This is a genomic window from Clostridium ganghwense (genome assembly GCF_026735165.1).
Lineage (GTDB): Bacteria > Bacillota > Clostridia > Clostridiales > Clostridiaceae > Clostridium_H > Clostridium_H ganghwense.
On sequence record NZ_JAPQES010000005.1, the window covers coordinates 301,774 to 321,166 of the forward strand.

Below are 19,393 nucleotides of genomic sequence, written 5' to 3' on the forward strand. Positions count from 1 at the left end.
ATAGGTTTCTCTTTTTCATTTCAAGCAAAAATCATGCCAATTCATCATTATTTTAAACAATGTATAAATTATTAGTGATTTTTCTATAATACCTAAAATTTTGATAATTTTCTCTTAGATTCTATGTTTATTTTTTAACATATATTAATTATACCAAAATTATCTTCAAGTAAAAACCTTAAAATTAATAAATTTCATTGCATTTATGCAACAATTTTTGATATTTTTCGCAGTTTTTCTTGTAACCTCCAGTAATATGTAAAATAGCAATAATTTATTGCAAAAATACAACACATTGCGAATTTGCAACAGATTGTAGAGTTATTTTTGTACATTAATAAGCCCTATGTTTTAACATAGAGCTTATTAATGATTTAAATTATAATTTCATACTATATTCTATTTTTATTATTCTTTTATTCTAATATTCATATAAACCTATTCCACCTCTGCAGCGGTTTGTTCTAACCCTTCTGGTTGTTCAAAAATGTAATTGTCATATTGTGGTTTATTTCCTAATTGTATTAATACACAAAGTACTATTCCTGCTGCAAGTCCCCAAGCTGCTCCTCTAGTTGCAAGAACTGCAGCCATAATACCTGCAATACCTAAATCATTAAATGTACGTGCCTTCATAACTCCTACTCTTACCGAAACATATCCTTGAATAAGCATTGTACAAGCAAGAGCAATTCCTAAAATTGGTTTACAAAGCGTAACTATTGGTAATAAAAGATATCCTGTTAATGTTCCAAAACGGAAAGAGGCTGCACCACCATTTATACTATCCATAGCCTCTCTTCCTTTTTTGTATCTTTCACATATAACAACTTGCATAGCTGCCCAAAGCGGTCCACACATAGTTAAGTCTGGTCCTATAATTGACATAATAGAATTACGTAATCCAAAAATAAGATGAGTTCTATTTGCATTATAGTCTATTTTTTCATCCGGTCTTGATTTTGAAGCATCTTCAATCAAAGCACTAGCCTGAATCATATCTCCAAATAGCACTATATATGCTGATAGTACCATAGGAATTGACTTTATAAACATACTTACTGGTGGAAATCCTATTCCAAATATAGTCCATTCTTTCCATAATGTAATAAAATCTGGCTTTGTTATACCCCATTGAACATTAGGCCAAGGTGTTTCCCCTATTAACGGAGCAACTATAACAGCTAATAAAATAACTGGCAAAATACCTAAATCTGATACTATCCTTAAAAATTTATTATTGGATCTTATGCTCTTAAAATGATTAGAAAATAATAGGTAAAATCCTAAACCTACACAAATAATAATTGATATAGGAAACTTATCAAAACGTGCCCCTTTAACAAATATAACATTTATTGCTGCAATTCCTGCCCCTAATATAATACCTGACTGCATAGCATTAGGAACTATTGAAACCATTTTTTTACCTAACCCTGTAATGCCTAAAAATATTGCTAAAATACCTAATAATAACTCAAATGCAATTAAAGCATGCATTCTTTCTACTCCAACTGGAAATTGACTTATATGTAGCATAAGAAGTGGTATAGCTGGAGTAACCCATCCTGGAATTACTGGATCACCTAAAAATACATGTGCACAATAAAATACACCATTTAAAAGCACTATAGCCATAGCTATTTCAAAAGGCATTCCAAGATATTCTTGCAGCATAGGAATAGCTCCTAAACAAACAGCACACATAAGTAATCCTTGCAGATAATCTGCCCATTCTATTTTATAGTGAACAAATGGAATACGAATTTTAAAAGGTCCTGCTGGTATATATGGTTGTTCTTTTCCATATTCTCTTTTAATAGCCATACTTCTTCCTCCTACGTCTTTATTATTCTAGATTTAATAAGAGCAAATAAATGTCATATTCTATATCTGAGATTATATTTGCTCCTATATATTGTTAATAAATTAACATATACTAGTAAAAACTTTCATATAGCTTAAAATTTTTCTTTAAATCTTTCTTCCCATTCTTCTATAAGTTGTGGTCTAAAATCTGGGTGAGCAATATTTATTAAAGCTCTTCCTCTGTCTTTTAATGTCTTTCCTTTAAGTTGAGCAATTCCATATTCTGTTACAATATAATCAACATCATTTCTTGATGTTGTAACTACTGCTCCTTCATCCAATAATGGAACAATTCTTGATACTTTTCCTCTTGCTGCTGTTGAAGGTATTGCTATTATTGACTTACCATCTTTGCACATTGTTGCTCCTCTTACAAAGTCTACTTGTCCTCCAACTCCGCTGATTTGTTTACTTCCTACACTTTCCGAGCACACTTGACCCATTAAGTCAACTTGGACACATGAATTTATTGAAATTAACTTACTATTTTTTGAAATAACTACAGGATCATTTACATAATCTACTGGATACATTTCTACCATTGGATTATTATCTACAAAATCATATAATCTTTTTGTTCCCATAAGAAAAGTTACAACTATTTTTCCTGGATGTAGTGTTTTTTCCTTATTTGTTATAACTCCAGCTTCAACTAACTCAACTACTCCATCTGAAATCATTTCTGAGTGTATTCCTAAATCTTTTTTATCCTTTAAAAATAAAAGTACTGCATCTGGAATAGCTCCAATTCCTAATTGTAGTGTGGAACCATCTTCTACTAATGATGCACAATGTTCTCCTATTGCTTTTTCAACTTCACCTATTTTTGGTGGTTGTAATTCTATTAAAGGATGCGAAGATTCTACTATGTAATCTATTTCTGAAATATGAATAAAAGAATCCCCCAGTGTTCTTGGCATTTTATCATTAACTTCAGCAATTACTAATTTAGCACACTCTGCTGCTGGTTTTGTATAATCTGCAGATACACCTATGCTGCAGTTACCATGTTCATCTGGTGAACTGACTTGAATAAGCGCAACATCTACTGGCATATACCCTTGTCTAAATAATTTAGGAACTTCATGAAAGAAACAAGTTGTAAAATCTGCTCTTCCTGCATTAACTGCTTCTCTTGTACTTCCTCCTACAAAAATAGCATTGTGACGGAAATATTTTTCCATTCCTGGTTTTGCGTATTCAGCACCACCCATAGCTACCATATGAACAATTTCAACATCAGAGTAGTTTTCCTTATTTTCAACCATAGCATTTATAAGTGTTACTGGTTCAGCACAAGCATGTCCCACTACTACTCTATCTTCTGATTTTATTTTAGTCACTGCTTCTTTAGCGGTAACTCTCTTACTATTATATAATTCTCTCCAATCCATTTTCTTTCTCCTTCCCTATTATATTATTTAATAATCTTACCTATTTTTTATAAAAATAGGTGGCATAATAGCCACCTATCCAATTAATGTTGTATAAATTAAATTTTATTACTTAATCAACGGTAAGCTTTGTTATCTATTTTCAAATTTTCTATAAATTTGTTATAAATTATTTGTAAATTTGTTATAAATTCATAAGCTTGTTATATATTTTTTTCTACTCTTCTATTCTAGCAATTGCTTTAGCAAGTTTTTTCTTATGAGCTAAGTTTCCTTGTCTTGCTATCATAATTCTTTGAGCTTGTGGTGATCCTGCTCCGTGCATTGATTCTGTTCTGTAACCAACTGCTGCTGTTCCTAAAGTTAAGTTTTCTATTAATCTTAAAACTCTCATACGATTTTCTGTAGATACTGATGCAACACCTTTTAAGTATTTTTCTACATAATGTCCTACTTTTTCACTTCTAAAGTCTTTTTCTGATGGCATTGTTACCATTAATCCACCAGCTATATCTTCAGCAAGTCTTGCTATTTCGTATGGGAATCTTGTAACATTTTGTTTACATACATTTGCAAGTAATAAATCTATTAAGTAGTTTCCTGATTGTGTTTTATATCCTTCTGCTGAACATGCTATTCCACAAGCATATAAAGTTTCATTTAAGTGAGTCATTTCTATTAATTTATCTTTTAAGTGTGATGCTTTAGCAGCTCCATTATACTCTGCAGCTAATGCAGCAGCACCTATTAATACATCACCAACTCCAACTTTACATCCACCGTAACTTTGTCTGTGATATCCTGCAAATCTTTCAACAAGCATTCCCGCAAACTCTGTTTCCCCATTTAAGAAGATTCTTTCATTTGGTACAAATACATTGTCAAATACAACTAAAGCTTCGTGTCCACCAAAGTTGTGGTTACCTACATCTATATTTGCTCCATCTTCACTCTTTCTTGTGTCACAAGATTGACGTCCCATTATCATAATTATTCCTTCAGTATCTGTTGGAACTGAGAAAGATATAGCATAATCTTTATCTTCTGGTCTCATAGCTATAGTAGGCATTACTAAAACTTCATGTGAGTTAGTTATACCTGTTTGGTGAGCTTTAGCTCCTCTAACTACAACACCATCTTCTCTTCTTTCTACAACATGAAGATATAAATCTGGATCTTCTTGCTTGCTTGGTGATAATCCTCTATCTCCTTTTGGGTCAGTCATAGCTCCATCTACTGTTAAATCATTTTCTTGTACATATTCCATGAATTTCTTAAATCTTTCATGATAGTTTGTACCATAAGCTTTGTCTATTTCATAAGTTGTACTGTATTCAGAATTAAATGCATCCATACCAACACATCTTTGGAAACAAGCTGCTGTTTTTTGTCCACACAATCTTTGCATTTTTACTTTTTTAACTAAGTCTTCTGTGTTTTGATGAAGGTGAGTAAAACGATTAACTTTCTCCCCACTTAAGTGTGAAGTTGCTGTCATTAAATCTTTATATTCTTCCATTTGAGCTAAATCATAAGTCATCTTAACTGAGTTAAGTGATGGACGAATTATAGGATGATCTACTACATTTTCAATCTTTTCTCCAAACATATAAACATTTAGATTAAGTTTTCTAAGACTTTCTACATATTGTTCTCCTGTCATTAATGCCATTTTTACCATTCCTTTCTTTTATATGTATTGTTTCGCTTTTATATGAAGCATATGTCATGCCATTTTTTTCTTTTTATAGAATATTGTATATTAAATTGTATTTTTTATGCATTGAGTTATATTATAGGTATGTTTTTATATATTTTATATCATTGATATTTATTTTTACTTATTAGGAAAATTTTTCAATTCAATAAGTTTTGTTGCATTTTAGCAACAAGAATTGATATTTTTTTAACATTCAATCCTTTACAGTTCCTATATTCAGACATTCTGTTGCAGAAATACAACGTGTTGTACTTTTACAACACTACATTTTTCTACATGGAAACTTTAGTTTATAATATATACAAATAGCTTAAATGTGCTTTTGTAGCGATGATAAACATAAAATATAATAAAGGTTAAGAGATTTATTCCAAAATATTTTTTAATATTTTTATGAAACCATTAAATACCCTATCAAAATATACCTAGATGGTGCTATGTAATTTTTGATAATAAAAAAACACATGTTTCAAACATGTGTTTTTTTATTACTAAAATCTATTCAATTACAGTCATTATTTCTTCTACTGGTTTTCTTGGTGGGCTTTTCACTTCAGCATCTAAAGGAACACCAAGTGGTGTTAAGGCCATAAGTGAGTATCCTTCTTTTTTAAATCCTATTGTTTCACTTATTTCTTTTGCTGCATAAACAGGACCAGTTATCCAGCATGTTCCGTATCCCATATTAGCAGATGTAAGCATGATATTTTCTATAGCTGCAGATACACCTTGCACTCCTGAAGCTGTAGCTAAAAGAGCCTCTAATTCTTCCTGTGGTGCTCCGGCTAACTTTAATTCATTATAACCAGTTGGTATGTATTTACCTGTATAAACCAAAATTACAGTTGGAGCGTTTTTAAATGCAAGTTGGTATCTAATTCCTTTAGTGAATTTTTCCTTAACATTTTCATCTAAAATCTTATCTGCTATAGCTTTATTTTTTTCTTCTACAGTTTTAGCTATTTTTTCAATTAATTCTTTATTATTAATAACAACGAAATGCCAGTTTTGCATATTCTTACCTGATGGTGCAAATGAACCTGCTTTTATTATCTCTTCTATATGTTCCATAGGTACTTTAGTATCTTTAAATTTTCTAACACTATGTCTCTTGTATATAAAACTATTATCAAACATATATTTCACCTTCTTTTAAATATATTTATATTATATATAATATCAATTAATAAAATAAAAGCAAGGAGCTTTTTTCAAAGCTTCTTGCTTTTATTAAATTTTAAATAATACCTACAAAATATCTATAACTTATTAAAATAAGTTTTTGTACACATTAAGAATATCTTCTCTTGTGAAAGGAACGTAGTTGTTAACTAGAAGTCTTTGTTGACCAGCTATAACACTATCTGTAAATGCTTCTATTTCTTCTTCTTTCATTCCATATTCTTTAAGAGGCTTTCTTGCTAATAACTTATCAAGAAGGTTTGCAAGTTCAGCATATACATCTCCTTCTTCTCCTACACCTAAGATATCAGCTAATACTTTATTTATTTCTTTTATTTTTCCATCAGGATTCTTCTTGTTGTAAGTCTTGAATACTTCAACAAAGAATTGATAGTTTGCTTCACCATGAGGAACATGATAAACTCCACCTAATGGATATGAAAGTGCATGAACAGCTCCAACACCAGTATTACCAAAAGCAACACCTGCATAGTTACTTCCGATTACAAAATCCTCTATGATTTCTGTTCTGTATTCTTCACCTTTTTCTACTACATCCATATATCCTTTAATTATAAGCTCTATAGCTTTTACACTGAATAATTCAGTATATGGATTAGACTTAGGTGATACATAAGATTCAATAGCGTGAATTAATGCATCTACTGAACTTGTTACAAAGAACTTAAATGGAAGTCCTTTTACTAATTCTGGTATTAATACTGCATGTTCTGGTAATAATTCATCTACAGCAAGACCCATTTTTGTGTGTTTTGATTTTATTTCTGCTATAGAAATATTTGTAACTTCACTACCAGTTCCACAAGTTGTAGGAACTATTATAAGTTCTTTTTCTTTTACTAATGGTACAGTTTTTTCAAAGAAATCAACACAGTTTCCTGAATCTTTTAATACTAATAGTTTAGAAATATCTATAATACTTCCTCCACCTATAGCAATTATTCTCTTATAATCTTTTCCTCTTATTTCAGCCATTATAGCATTAATCATTTCGTCTGATGGTTCACCAAAACCAAATTTTTCTTGGAACATGAAATCAGCTTTAAGCTCTAATTCTTTCATGAATGGTGTGTAAAGGAATTCGTTTGTAAGTACAAAATCCCCTTCACCTATGTTAAATTCTTTAGCAAACTCAACAAATGTATTAAACTTATGAAGTTCTGGTTGTATTTTTAGTAATCTCATACCAAGGCCTCCTTAGATATTAACAAATAATTAAATTATTCTTATTTACATTTATAAGCCGCTTTAAAAGCGGCTTATATTTATATATTTGACTTTTAGCTTTTAATTAAGCCCAGATTTCTTCGTCAGTTGGAACCTTAGCATCTTTAATAACCATTCCAATTCTTGAAACGTTTATTAAGTGTTTGTAATCGAAGTTTTCTGAAATTGCATTGTTACCCCAAGTTCCGCATCCTAAAGTAGTTGTTGGAGCAAATCCGTTAGTTAATGATCCACCAGCAGTTGTTGATGATGGTGCATTTACAACTAATCTACTTACAGTTAAGTTAACTCCAGCATAATCAATGTGTTCTTGGTTGTTTGAGTGTAAAGCAGCTGAGTGTCCTTTTCCTTCTAAGTCTAAGTTAGTTTGAGCTATTCTTACAGCATCTTCAAATGTATCATATTTGAAAGCAGCCATTACTGGGCACATTTTTTCTTTGCAAAGATCATCTTCAGCACCAATTCCGTTTGCTTTTAATAAGATAACTTTTGTTTCTTGTGGAACTTCTACACCAGCAAGTTCAGCAACTTTTTGTACTGATTGACCAACAACATCTTTGTTGATGTGTCCATCTACAAAAATTACTTTTCTGAACTTATCAACTGTTGCTTCATCATCGATGTAGTAAGCACCATTTGATACAGCTGCAGCTACAACTTCATCATATTTTTCAGCAGGAGCTATTATAGTTTGTTCTCCTGAGCAGATTATACCGTTATCGAATTTTCTACCAGCTATTATTTTAGCAGTAGCATCTACGAAATCTACATCTCTATCGATTACAACTTGTACGTTACCAGCTCCAACTCCGTATGAAGGTCTTCCGCTTGAGTAAGCAGCTTTAACAACTCCCATACCACCTGTTGCAACTACAACGTCTACAGCTTTCATAAGTTCGTTAGTTTTTTCTATTGAAGATTCTCTGATAACTTGGATAGCATCTTCTGGACATTTTACGCCTTGGTCTTTTAATGCTTTCATTATTAAATCTACAGTATATGCACTACATTTTTGTGATCTTGGGTGTGGTGCAACGATTATAGCATTTCCACCTTTTAATGCGAACATTGAGTTACACATTGGAGTAACTATTGGGTTTGTAGTTGGTGTAACTGCTCCTACTACTCCTACTGGTTTAGCAACCATAACAAGTCCTTTTGCTTCATCTCTATCTATTATTCCAACAGATTTTTTATCTTTTAAGTTGTTCCAAATAGTTTTTGATTTTCCTCTATTTTTACCAACTTTATCTTCGTATACTCCCATTCTTGTTTCTTCAACAGCCATTTTAGCTAATTCTTCTGCATTATCATAAACAGTCTTAGCTATTACTTTAACTATAGCATCTAACTCTTCTTGAGTGTATGTTGCTAATTCCTCTTGAGCTTTTTTTGCCTTTTCTACAAGACCTAATATAAATTCTTTGTTATCCATTTTCAATTCCTCCCAAGTTTTTATATTCATTTATTTTATATTAAGTATTTAAAATTTATTTAAATACATATAAACTATTTTACTTTATTTTTCTATTTTCATACTTCCTGTTTTTTGGAATCTAGAGTGCCATGAAAGAGCTTCATCCAATATGTGAGGAGTATGTTTAGCTCCATTTTCCATTGCTCTATTATAGTAATCTAAAAGCATAGGTTTATAATCCGGATGAACACAGTTATTTATTATAGTTAGTGCTCTTTCCTTTGGACTTAATCCTCTTAAGTCTGCAACCCCTTGATCAGTTACAATAACCATAACATCGTGTTCAGTATGATCAACATGTGAAACCATTGGAACTATTGATGATATATCTCCACCTTTAGCAGTAGCTGCTGTTGTAAAGATTGTAATAGACGCGTTTCTAGCAAAGTCTCCTGAACCACCTATACCATTCATCATCTTTGAACCCATTACATGAGTAGAGTTAACATTTCCATATATATCTATTTCTAATGCAGTATTCATAGCTATAATTCCAATTCTTCTTGCTACTTCTGGATTATTACTTATTTCTTGAGGTCTTAATATTATTTTATCTTTAAAGAAATCAATTTCTTCTATAAATTTTTCAGTTCCTTCTGGTGATGCACTTATTGATGTAGTTGAAAGCAAATTAGCTTTTCCACATCTTACTAATTCTAACATAGAATCTTGTACAACTTCTGTATAACATGTTAAATTTTCAAATTCTGAATCACATAATCCATAAAGTACAGCGTTAGCAACACTACCTACACCTGATTGTAATGGAAGTAAATTCTTAGGTAATCTTCCTTCAGCAACTTCTTTTCTGAAGAATTTTAATATATTTTCTGAAATTTTTCTAGAAACATCATCAGTTGGTGTTAGTGGTCTTGCTTTATCTTTTAAATCAGTTTCAACAATTGCAGCTATTTTATCAAGTCCACATTCTATGTACGTTGTTCCTATTCTTTGATCTGGCTTAGTTATTGGAATAGGTTGTCTATATGGTGGATTTTCTGTCATATATATATCTGCCATTCCTTCAAGTGCCATTGGTTTTGATGTATTAATTTCTACTATAACTTTTTCAGCACTTTTTATAAAAGTAGGAGTGTTTCCTATTGCTGTTGTAGGAATGATATGTCCCTCTTCTGTTATAGCTAATGCTTCTACTATAGCTACATCTACCTTTGGAAGTACACCATAGCTTACATATTGAGTAGAATGACTTAAATGCATGTCTAGGTATTCAACATTACCAGCATTTATTTCCTTTCTTAATGTACCATTTGTTTGGTATGGAAGTCTTTTAGCAATAATTCCTGCTTCAGCCCATGCTCCATCTACTTCTGGTCCTAAAGATGCTCCTGAATATAAAGTTAACTTCATCTTTTCATCAGTTGCCTTAACTCTTTCAGCAAGAGCAAATGGAACTGCTTTTGGGTAGCCTGATGGAGTAAATCCACTAGCACCTATTACCATACCATCTTTAATTAAAGTACTCGCTTCTTCAGCTGACATTATTTTCCCAAGTAATTCTTTGTTTCTTATTCTTTCATTACTCATCTTATCCCCACTCCTTATTCAGTATACTTAACAGACAATACTGCCTGTTAAGTAATTATTGTTAAAATTATATCTTTACTAGAATTATAATGTAATTATAAAAATCTCTTCTCGTTAATATTTTAACACAACTTAGTAGAAAAAAACAAGCTAAAATGTACTACATTGGCAATTTGTGTAGAATTATTGTAAAGATAACCATTCCTAATAATGCAAATGGATAAGTTGCTCCATATCCTGCCGCTGGATCATCACTACCAACTGCATCTATAGCTGCTCCAAGACCTGGTGTTGATGTCATTCCTCCGCAAATAGCTCCTGATAACATTATCCAGTTTATCTTGAATACATATTTTCCAACAAGGAATCCTAGAAGCATTCCAACAATTCCAACTACTAATGATACTAATGCTAAATAAGCACCTGAACCAAGTAATGCATCAAACACTTTAAATCCATATCTAAGTCCTACTATAGCAAGGAAAAATGCTAGTGAAAGTTGTCTGACTACTCCAAGAATTTTATTATTCATTCTGAAAGTTAATGGTCCTATTTTTCCTATATGTCCAAGTACTAATGACCCTAATAAAACTCCCCCTGTAGAACCTAAACTAAAATCTCCTAGTGGTCCCATAGGTATTTTCACTTTTCCTACTGTATATCCCAAGAAACAAGCTACTGCAAAAGCTGTTAAATCAAATGCTACTTCCTTTATTTCTTTTCCACCAGCTTCTTGTCTAGCTGCTTTCATTTCTTCATTAAATTTCCTTTGTTCTTCTTCAACATCTATTCCAAATATTTTAGGGAAGAAGTTAACTGAAAGTATAACAATCAAAACTCCAAAAGGATAACCAATAGCATGTCCTACACCAACGCCACCTTCAGCAGCTGCTATAAACTTTTCTTTTAATTCTGGTGTAAGTTCTTTAGTGTTTCCGTTGTTAATTTTTCCTGAAGGATCTAATATTCTAAAAAATTTATCTTTTTCTGCATCTGTCATTTCATCAAATTTTTCAACACGATCTGCTGCATGACCTTTAGCTGTTTCTAAAGCCGCTGCAAGTCCTGGTGAACTTGTAAGTGCTCCTGTATAAACTCCTGATACTTCGTATGGACTTGATCCTTTACTTAAATGTGTCATTCCATATGTACCTGCTGCTCCAAATAATGTAATTAAAAATCCTAATATAACAAATTTAGCTCCATATTTCTTTAAAACTGTTCCCATATCTTTTGCAGCTAAAAGACCAACAGCCGCAACAAATAATACCAAAAATAATATAAAGAAATCTTTAGAAACAATACCTGAATCCATCATCTTTTTTGCAACTTTAAATCCTTGTGCATCCTTACCTGCTGATACAATTTTATTTCCATAACCGTATACCCACCAACCAATTATAAGACCAGTGAAAAGTGTTCCTGAAACTCCAAAATTGAACTTACCAAACTTTATTTTCCCAAATAGTAGTCCTGTGAAAACGGCTACAAACATTAAAATAAATGGGTTAGTAAGCCATGCAATTACATCAAATTTAATCATATCTCTCCTTCTCCTTTTTTTTATATTTTCTCATGTTTACCATAATTTTGACGTATTTTTTGCCAAAATTTTCTCCTTTTTGTTGCTATACTATTATTATATCATAATTTTTTCAAAATTCATATAGTTATTTGCTATTATTTTAACATTCTTGTTAACTTTTTAACATTTGTAAGTAAATAAAAAACCTTATTTTTCTTGAAACCCTGCATCAAATCTCGTTTCTCACTATTTTATAAGGCTTGATTTTAAAATTTGGATAAGCAATATTTATTAATGCTCTTCCCTTTATCTTTTAATGTTTTTAATCTTAGCAACCACATATACTATAATATGTTGCATTTCTTGCAAAATAGCATTGTGACGGAAATGTTTTTCAATTCCTGGTTTTACATATTCAGCCTTACTCATAACTGCTTTGTAAACAACTTCCGCCTCTTTGTTATTATTCTAAATCATATATTTTGCAATAGTATTTGTAATTTTTATATAATCCATTTCAGATGAAATGACAATTTTTTCGTATTTAGCTTGAATTTTCTCATGTTCAGCACAACAGCTTGTACAACCACATAAGATAATAATTAAATCATAAATAATTCCTTCTTGTGCCGATACTATTTCATGTTTTTTGTTAAACTCTTTTCTTAACTGCGAAACTAATTCCGCTCTATCATATCTAGGATTACATCCTCCACAGTATTTAACACCTATTTTCACTTCAATCACCTTGCAATTAATTTTTCTTTAAAATTTTTCTAGCCATATCAATAAGTTCTTCACTTGTTTCATGTATCAAAACTACTTTTTTCACTTCTGGTATTTCCTCTTTCAACGAAGTTTCTACGATTTCTTCAATAGTATATTTGGCTGATGGACATCCACTACATTGTCCTAAAAGCTTAACTTTAACGATTCCATCTTCTACTTTTATAAGTTCTATATTTCCATAATGCTTTGCCAAAACCGGTCTTACTTTTGCTTCGAGAACTTTTTCTACCTTTTCAAACATAATTTCACCCCATTCTTATAGAAAGGGTGGTGTGATAACCACCCTTTTAGTTTTATATTGTGGAATTTAAGTTTATTGTAAGTTTGTTTGTTATAAGTTTGTTGTAAATTTGTATAAGTTTTTTGTAAGTTTGTTATAAATTTATAAGGTTGTTATATTTTTTACTCTTCTATTCTAGCAATTGCTTTAGCAAGTTTTTTCTTATGAGCTAAGTTTCCTTGTCTTGCTATCATAATTCTTTGAGCTTGTGGTGATCCTGCTCCATGCATTGATTCTGTTCTGTAACCAACTGCTGCTGTTCCTAAAGTTAAGTTTTCTATTAATCTTAAAACTCTCATACGATTTTCTGTAGACACTGATGCAACACCTACTAGATATTTATCTACATAATGTCCTATTTTTTCATCTCTGAAGTCTTTTTCTGCTGGCATTGTTACCATTAATCCACCAGCTATATCTTCAGCAAGTCTTGCTATTTCATATGGGAATCTTGTAACATTCTGTTTACATACATTTGCAAGTAATAAATCTATTAAGTAGTTTCCTGATTCTGTTTTATGTCCTTCTGCTGAACATGCTATTCCGCAAGCATATAAAGTTTCATTTAAGTGAGTCATTTCTATTAATTTATCTTTTAAGTGTGATGCTCTTGCAGCTCCATTGTAATCTGCTGCTAATGCAGAAGCTCCTATTAATACATCACCAACTCCAACTTTACATCCGCCGTAGCTTTGTCTGTGATATCCTGCAAATCTTTCAACAAGCATTCCTGCAAATTCTGTTTCTCCATCTAAGAAGATTCTTTCATTTGGTACGAATACATCGTCGAATACAACTAAAGCTTCTTGTCCACCAAAGTTGTAGTTACCTACATCTATGTCTGCTCCTTCTTCGCTCTTTCTTGTATCACAAGATTGACGTCCCATTATGATAACTATTCCTTCAGTATCTGTTGGAACTGAGAAAGATATAGCATAATCTTTATCTTCTGGTCTCATAGCTATAGTAGGCATTACTAAGATTTCATGTGAGTTAGTTATACCTGTTTGGTGAGCTTTAGCTCCTCTAACTACAACACCATCTTCTCTTCTTTCTACAACACGAAGATATAAATCTGGATCTGCTTGTTTGCTTGGTGATAATCCTCTATCTCCTTTTGGATCAGTCATAGCTCCATCTACTGTTAAGTCATTAGCTTGTACATACTCTAAGAATTTCTTAAATCTTTCATGATAGTTTGTACCATAAGCTTTGTCTATTTCGTAAGTTGTGCTGTATTCAGAGTTGAATGCATCCATACCAACACATCTTTGGAAACAAGCTGCTGTTTTTTGTCCAAGTAATCTTTGCATTTTTACTTTTTTAACTAAATCCTCAGTGTTTTGATGAATGTTTGTGAAACGATTAACTTTTTCTCCACTTAAGTGTGAAGTTGCTGTCATTAAATCTTCATATTCTTCCATTTCAGCTAAATCATAAGTCATCTTAACTGAGTTAAGTGATGGACGAAGTATTGGATGGTCTACCACGTTTTCTATTTTTTCTCCAAACATGTAGACATTTAGATTAAGTTTTCTAAGACTTTCTACATATTGTTCTCCTGTCATTAGTGCCATTTTTACCATTCCCTCCGTAATAAATATTTCTTTTGTTTAATTGTTTTTATTCCTTATACTTATATATCAGCAATTATTATGCCAAAACATCTTTTCAAAAAATAATTATTTAATTCTGTCTTTTATTCAAGCTTCATATTTATCTACACCTATAATAACATAACATTGCAATTTTTTTTATTATTACCACACCAATATTTCTACAACTTACTGCATAGTAACATTCTCAGCGTTTTTTAATTTTTTTTCTGTATTATGAAAATATATTTCTAATACAACTCTAACTTTTTTAAAACCACTTACAGCAAACATTCCTATTGTTTAAGAATTCACTATTTAATAAATAAAATACTTCTTTGCCGCAGTATTTTTCCTCTTTTAAGGTTTCACGAAGCCTTTTGTTGCATTTTAGCAACAAACTTTGATAATTTTTTAACATTTTCTATTATCAACGTTTGTTTTAGCTTGTATTTCATCATTTGTTTGCAAAAATGCAACACGTTTCATTTTTGCAACGCCTTATTATTATTTTAAATTATTATCATATACTTTACAATACATACTGATCATTTTATATAAGATTTTTATTTATTCTTTAAATTTCTCTTAAGATATCATCCCTTTAATATTCAAAGAACACCATCTAACAAGTTCACTTAACACTAAACTTCCGTCCCAAGGAAAATCATAAAAATTCATAAATCCTATTTGCGTTACTCTGTCAACTCCTAGTTTTGTAACCCCATCTGCAAATTTTAAAATCTTCTCTTTATCTTTTGAAGCTACACCAATACATTGAATTTTAGATGTAATTAATTTTGTAACTTCAAATATACTCTCAACTTCCTTCAAAAATATAGTTCTTCCTTGAACAGGTTCTTCTAATTTAACTTCTCTATCTATAAGAATTGTGAAATCAAGCCCTTTACTACTATATAAAGTTTTTTCAAGACTTAAACCATACTCTCCTCTTTTATTTATAATTTTAGCAGCTATATACTGTTCTATATTATTATTAGGATATCTTTTACTTATTTTTTCAAAACTATTAGCTAATTTACATCCTATTTCTTCAAGTGACATGCAACTTCTTTCAATAAATAATACTTGTGGTGAAGAACATGCTTTTTGATCAAAAGCAATTATATCCGACACTAAATTTTCTAAATATCTTTCAATATCGCAACTTTCAATAGCTGATTTATCAAAAACCGAAAAAGAATACTTTGGACCAAATATCAAATCCTTACATGTAGTTTTTTTAGGTAAAGCTGTAATAGCATCTACAGCCTGTTTCCCACCCCATACAACTCTAGCATCAGCCTCTAGAGACATAGAAGAATTTAACTTTATATCTTTACTATCAAAGTATATAATTGATATATTCTTCAATAAACTTTTAGATGAATAAACATTCCCTTTATAGTCAACATCAATATTATCTAAAAGCCTCAAAAGCTTCATAACTTCATGTATACTTTTTTTAGGAATACGAAGAAGATTTGCATTTTTGCACAGTAATCCTTGAAAAGCTGAGTATATGGCAAGTGTTGCTACATTGCCAGCTACCCAATGACACACTACCCCTCTAGGCTGTGCTTTCATATATTTTCCTTCTTCTACTTCTAAAAAATTATCTAAATATTCTTCATTACCTAAATTTAGCCTAATCAACTTTTTTACATTATTTTTTTTCAAATAAAAAGATAAAAAAGGTACTCCTTCAATACTTAAAGCTTCTTTATTTAAAGAAAGTTTTTTGCTATACTCGTTCATAATAAGTACAATAGCTTCTACAGGCATTGAAGATATAAATTGACTATTACTTTTCAACCTATTCTTTATTTCGTGGAAATTACCAAAACATATTTCTTCTTTATAAAATTCTCCATCTAGCGTATAGCACTTAATCATCTTCCATTCTCCCTTTCAGCAAAAGTATCTCCACATCCTCTTACTTCTGCCTTTTCTACTCTAGATTTAAACTTAAAATATTTTCCTTTTCTTCCACACTTACAATCATCTATTCCAACTAGTTCACCAATATCTTCCGTTAAAATAGCTTGTGATGGATAACTAGAAGCTAAAGTACTCATGACTTCTATAAGCCCAGACTCTCCTACCGATACTTCTTCTAAGGTCAGCATATCTCTTATTATGACTTCTGCAAAATCAGGTACATGCTTATACCCACACTCACAGTCTATAAACACTACACCAACCTGTTCTACCATTCCATAAAAATCTATTATATTGCTAGGACTTGTATTAAAAACTTCTGCCACTGTTCTTGAAAACTCATCTTTATCGACTTTTTCTGAGGTTAGCTTTTTCCATCCACCACTATGCAGAAGTTTAAGATTGGGCATATTCAACTTTATACCTTTTTCCTTTAAAACCTTAATAAATTTAGACCATACTATATAAGTAAATCCATAAACCAAAACTTCTTTATCTTTATATTTCTCTTCAAATTCACGAAGTCTGTCTATATTCACTTTAAGCTCATCTTCATATTTGTCCATAACATAAACTATTTTGTTAGCAAAACTACTCACACCTCTTACCGCAGCCCCTCTTGCACTTATAGTTGAAGTTTTTTTATTAATATCATCACTATCAATTACTAGCATAGATCTTCTTTTGGTGCCTAAAAAATTCTTTAATATAGATATTAATCCTTGTGATTGGCGCATAGAAGTTTTTTTATCTAAATATATTTTACTAGGCATACCTGTTGTTGTAGCACTTGAATTAAGAACTCTAACAACATCTTCATCACGACAAGTCTTAAGTTCAAAATATTTAAACATAGTTACAGGTATAAATGGCACTTGTTCCAATCGTTCTATTTCATCAATGTTAATACCTGCCTTAGCATATAAACTCTTCACATTTAAATTTTTCACATTTTCTTTCAATTGAGGTTTTATAGCTTCAACAAGCATCTTTTCCTTTTCCCTTTTCTCTCTTTTAAATTGATCTCCTAATATAATATCATCTACCAAATTAAAATTTTCCATTAAATTCACCTATTTCCCAGACTTATTTTTTTCCATTTCCTTAAGCTTTTGGATTAAAACCTTGCCTGAAGAATTTTTAGGAAGTCCTTTTAAAAACTCTATATGTTGCGGAACTTTATAAGATGCAAGTCTTTCTTTACAAAAACTCTTTATAAATTTAGCATCTATATTTGTATTATTATCCTTGAGAACTACAAAAGCTTTAACAGCTTCTCCTAAAATATCATCGTATACTCCAATAACAGCACACTCAACAACTTGTGGAATTTGAACAATTACATCTTCAATTTCTTTAGGACTTGTCCTATTTCCTCCACTTTTTATAATATTTTTTTCTCTTGATACTATATATATATACTCGTCTTTATCTACAGTAGCAAGATCCCCAGTATAAAGATAACCATTTTTTAAAACTGCATCTGTTTCTTCTTTACTATTGAAATAGCCTTTCATTATATTTTTTCCTTTTGCCACAACTTCGCCTATTTCTCCAGTTTTTACAGGAAGTCCTTCTTTATTTAACACTTTAAGTTCAGTACCTGGAATTCCTTTTCCTATGGATCCTATTTTTTCTTCAATAAGATGCGGCGGAAGATACGACAGCCTAGCAGTAGCTTCTGTCTGTCCATACATTATATATATATCAGTACTTTTCAAAATTCCCTTAAGGTCTTTTATAAATGTATTTGCTAATTTTCCTCCAGCCTGTGTTATATATCTAAGAGAAGGAAATTTAGTATCTTTCATATTAGTCATTCTTAATAATATTTGATATGTACTTGGAACTCCAGCAAAGCTTGTACATTTGTATTTATTTATATCTTCTATTACCGTTTGAGGAAACATAAATCGGTTATTTAACACAAGACTTCCTCCAACCCTAAAGTGTGTATGTAAAAGTGAAGTACCATAGCAGTAATAAAACGGTAATACCACTTCTACTCTATCTTCTTCAGTAAGAGATAAATATTTTATTATAGAATCTGTATTATGGATTAAATTGTTATGAGTTAGCATTACTCCCTTAGGCTTTGAAGTAGATCCAGAAGTAAAGATCATTACTGCTGTATCATTTCCACTTATAGATTCAGCTTTTACTTCATTATCATAACAGTTATTATCACAGCTACTTATGAAATCATACACTTCATTTTCTGTATAAATTTCTACTTCTTTTGAAAGAACCTCTTCTATTTTCTTTTTATATTTTTTTTGAGCAAACACTAATTTTATATTCAATATATCTGCAATATACTTTATCTCCTCGCTGCTTACAGAAGGATTTACCGGTATACATACACTTCCATTTTTCATAATGCCAAAATAACATTGAATGGAAAAACATGAATTTTCAGAAACGAGAAGTACACTATCTTTTTTTGAGAATTTCTTATATTTAAGTATACTCGCTATATTCTTTATGTCATTATATACTTCTTTATAACTAATTTCTCTTTTGTCTATTACAGCAGTTTTCTCTAGTTTAGATGAAAATTCAAAAACATAATCCGTGAAAATCATAGTTCAACATCATACTTTACAAGTATTTTCTTAATATCTCCTATAGTATACATTCTTGATACATCAATTACTTCCATAGCTATCTCAAAAGTCTCTTCAAGTTGAGTTACTAATTCAACATGTGCCATAGAATCCCATCCTTCTATCTCATCTGGACCATGTTCATCCTTTATACTTTCTACCTCTCTAATACCAAAAGCATCACAAATTATTTTGTTTAATTTTTCTAAGTTACTCATA

The 19,393-nt window shown here is 30.9% G+C and carries 16 protein-coding genes; all 16 read right to left on the minus strand.

Translation table 11 applies throughout. From position 1 onward, the window contains the following. Window positions 1–438: 438 nt before the first annotated feature. The 16 genes from OXH55_RS14850 to OXH55_RS14925 all read right to left on the minus strand — a co-directional run bounded on the left by OXH55_RS14850 (window position 439) and on the right by OXH55_RS14925 (window position 19,392). Complete coding sequence (locus OXH55_RS14850; protein WP_268050808.1) at window positions 439–1,827, minus strand: hypothetical protein; 1,389 nt, start codon at window positions 1,825–1,827, stop codon at window positions 439–441. Between the two features lie 134 nt (window positions 1,828–1,961). Beyond that, on the minus strand, window positions 1,962–3,263 hold the full coding sequence (locus tag OXH55_RS14855; protein WP_268050809.1) for an acetyl-CoA hydrolase/transferase family protein: 1,302 nt from the start codon (window positions 3,261–3,263) through the stop codon (window positions 1,962–1,964). 217 nt (window positions 3,264–3,480) lie between these two features. Beyond that, the gene (locus OXH55_RS14860; RefSeq protein WP_268050810.1) at window positions 3,481–4,935 is read right to left on the minus strand and encodes a 4-hydroxyphenylacetate 3-hydroxylase family protein; all 1,455 of its coding nucleotides are present in this window, start codon (window positions 4,933–4,935) and stop codon (window positions 3,481–3,483) included. Between the two features lie 546 nt (window positions 4,936–5,481). Continuing rightward, window positions 5,482–6,120 (minus strand): nitroreductase family protein, encoded by a 639-nt coding sequence (locus OXH55_RS14865; protein WP_268050811.1) that lies wholly within the window; start codon window positions 6,118–6,120, stop codon window positions 5,482–5,484. Window positions 6,121–6,252: 132 nt separating this feature from the next. Then, window positions 6,253–7,371: a 4-hydroxybutyrate dehydrogenase gene (locus OXH55_RS14870; RefSeq protein ID WP_268050812.1), complete on the minus strand. Its 1,119-nt coding sequence runs from the start codon at window positions 7,369–7,371 to the stop codon at window positions 6,253–6,255. 106 nt (window positions 7,372–7,477) lie between these two features. Then, window positions 7,478–8,848, minus strand: coding sequence for an aldehyde dehydrogenase family protein (locus OXH55_RS14875; protein ID WP_268050813.1), 1,371 nt, complete (start codon window positions 8,846–8,848; stop codon window positions 7,478–7,480). 84 nt (window positions 8,849–8,932) lie between these two features. Next, a complete protein-coding gene (locus tag OXH55_RS14880; protein WP_268050814.1) occupies window positions 8,933–10,438 on the minus strand; it encodes an acetyl-CoA hydrolase/transferase family protein in 1,506 nt (501 codons plus the stop codon). Between the two features lie 160 nt (window positions 10,439–10,598). Further along, window positions 10,599–11,981 carry an aspartate-alanine antiporter-like transporter gene (locus OXH55_RS14885; RefSeq protein ID WP_268050815.1) on the minus strand — a complete coding sequence of 461 codons (1,383 nt, stop codon included), beginning with the start codon at window positions 11,979–11,981 and terminating at the stop codon, window positions 10,599–10,601. A gap of 288 nt (window positions 11,982–12,269) precedes the next feature. After that, window positions 12,270–12,392, minus strand: a complete 123-nt coding sequence (locus tag OXH55_RS14890; protein ID WP_268050816.1) for a hypothetical protein — start codon at window positions 12,390–12,392, stop codon at window positions 12,270–12,272. A 39-nt stretch (window positions 12,393–12,431) separates the two neighbouring features. After that, window positions 12,432–12,710 (minus strand): hypothetical protein, encoded by a 279-nt coding sequence (locus tag OXH55_RS14895; protein ID WP_268050817.1) that lies wholly within the window; start codon window positions 12,708–12,710, stop codon window positions 12,432–12,434. Between the two features lie 7 nt (window positions 12,711–12,717). Further along, on the minus strand, window positions 12,718–12,993 hold the full coding sequence (locus OXH55_RS14900) for a NifU family protein (protein WP_268050818.1): 276 nt from the start codon (window positions 12,991–12,993) through the stop codon (window positions 12,718–12,720). Between the two features lie 161 nt (window positions 12,994–13,154). Continuing rightward, window positions 13,155–14,609, minus strand: a complete 1,455-nt coding sequence (locus OXH55_RS14905) for a 4-hydroxyphenylacetate 3-hydroxylase family protein (RefSeq protein WP_268050819.1) — start codon at window positions 14,607–14,609, stop codon at window positions 13,155–13,157. Window positions 14,610–15,215: 606 nt separating this feature from the next. Then, the gene (locus OXH55_RS14910; RefSeq protein ID WP_268050820.1) at window positions 15,216–16,523 is read right to left on the minus strand and encodes an acyl-CoA reductase; all 1,308 of its coding nucleotides are present in this window, start codon (window positions 16,521–16,523) and stop codon (window positions 15,216–15,218) included. Continuing rightward, window positions 16,520–17,632, minus strand: a complete 1,113-nt coding sequence (locus OXH55_RS14915; protein ID WP_268050822.1) for a LuxE/PaaK family acyltransferase — start codon at window positions 17,630–17,632, stop codon at window positions 16,520–16,522. The genes OXH55_RS14910 and OXH55_RS14915 overlap by 4 nt, the downstream gene beginning before the upstream one ends. A gap of 9 nt (window positions 17,633–17,641) precedes the next feature. After that, on the minus strand, window positions 17,642–19,153 hold the full coding sequence (locus tag OXH55_RS14920) for an AMP-binding protein (RefSeq protein WP_268050823.1): 1,512 nt from the start codon (window positions 19,151–19,153) through the stop codon (window positions 17,642–17,644). Continuing rightward, window positions 19,150–19,392 (minus strand): acyl carrier protein, encoded by a 243-nt coding sequence (locus OXH55_RS14925; protein ID WP_268050824.1) that lies wholly within the window; start codon window positions 19,390–19,392, stop codon window positions 19,150–19,152. Before OXH55_RS14925 ends, OXH55_RS14920 begins: the two co-directional genes overlap by 4 nt. Window position 19,393 lies beyond the last annotated feature (1 nt).

Coding starts and splice junctions, on each gene's coding strand:
- OXH55_RS14885 (WP_268050815.1), bottom strand. CDS start 11,981: ATGATTAAATTTGATGTAATTGCATGGCTTACTAACCCATTTATTTTA.
- OXH55_RS14925 (WP_268050824.1), bottom strand. CDS start 19,392: ATGAGTAACTTAGAAAAATTAAACAAAATAATTTGTGATGCTTTTGGT.
- OXH55_RS14870 (WP_268050812.1), bottom strand. CDS start 7,371: ATGAGATTACTAAAAATACAACCAGAACTTCATAAGTTTAATACATTT.
- OXH55_RS14880 (WP_268050814.1), bottom strand. CDS start 10,438: ATGAGTAATGAAAGAATAAGAAACAAAGAATTACTTGGGAAAATAATG.
- OXH55_RS14900 (WP_268050818.1), bottom strand. CDS start 12,993: ATGTTTGAAAAGGTAGAAAAAGTTCTCGAAGCAAAAGTAAGACCGGTT.
- OXH55_RS14875 (WP_268050813.1), bottom strand. CDS start 8,848: ATGGATAACAAAGAATTTATATTAGGTCTTGTAGAAAAGGCAAAAAAA.
- OXH55_RS14860 (WP_268050810.1), bottom strand. CDS start 4,935: ATGGCATTAATGACAGGAGAACAATATGTAGAAAGTCTTAGAAAACTT.
- OXH55_RS14915 (WP_268050822.1), bottom strand. CDS start 17,632: ATGGAAAATTTTAATTTGGTAGATGATATTATATTAGGAGATCAATTT.
- OXH55_RS14865 (WP_268050811.1), bottom strand. CDS start 6,120: ATGTTTGATAATAGTTTTATATACAAGAGACATAGTGTTAGAAAATTT.
- OXH55_RS14850 (WP_268050808.1), bottom strand. CDS start 1,827: ATGGCTATTAAAAGAGAATATGGAAAAGAACAACCATATATACCAGCA.
- OXH55_RS14910 (WP_268050820.1), bottom strand. CDS start 16,523: ATGATTAAGTGCTATACGCTAGATGGAGAATTTTATAAAGAAGAAATA.
- OXH55_RS14855 (WP_268050809.1), bottom strand. CDS start 3,263: ATGGATTGGAGAGAATTATATAATAGTAAGAGAGTTACCGCTAAAGAA.
- OXH55_RS14905 (WP_268050819.1), bottom strand. CDS start 14,609: ATGGCACTAATGACAGGAGAACAATATGTAGAAAGTCTTAGAAAACTT.
- OXH55_RS14890 (WP_268050816.1), bottom strand. CDS start 12,392: ATGAGTAAGGCTGAATATGTAAAACCAGGAATTGAAAAACATTTCCGT.
- OXH55_RS14920 (WP_268050823.1), bottom strand. CDS start 19,153: ATGATTTTCACGGATTATGTTTTTGAATTTTCATCTAAACTAGAGAAA.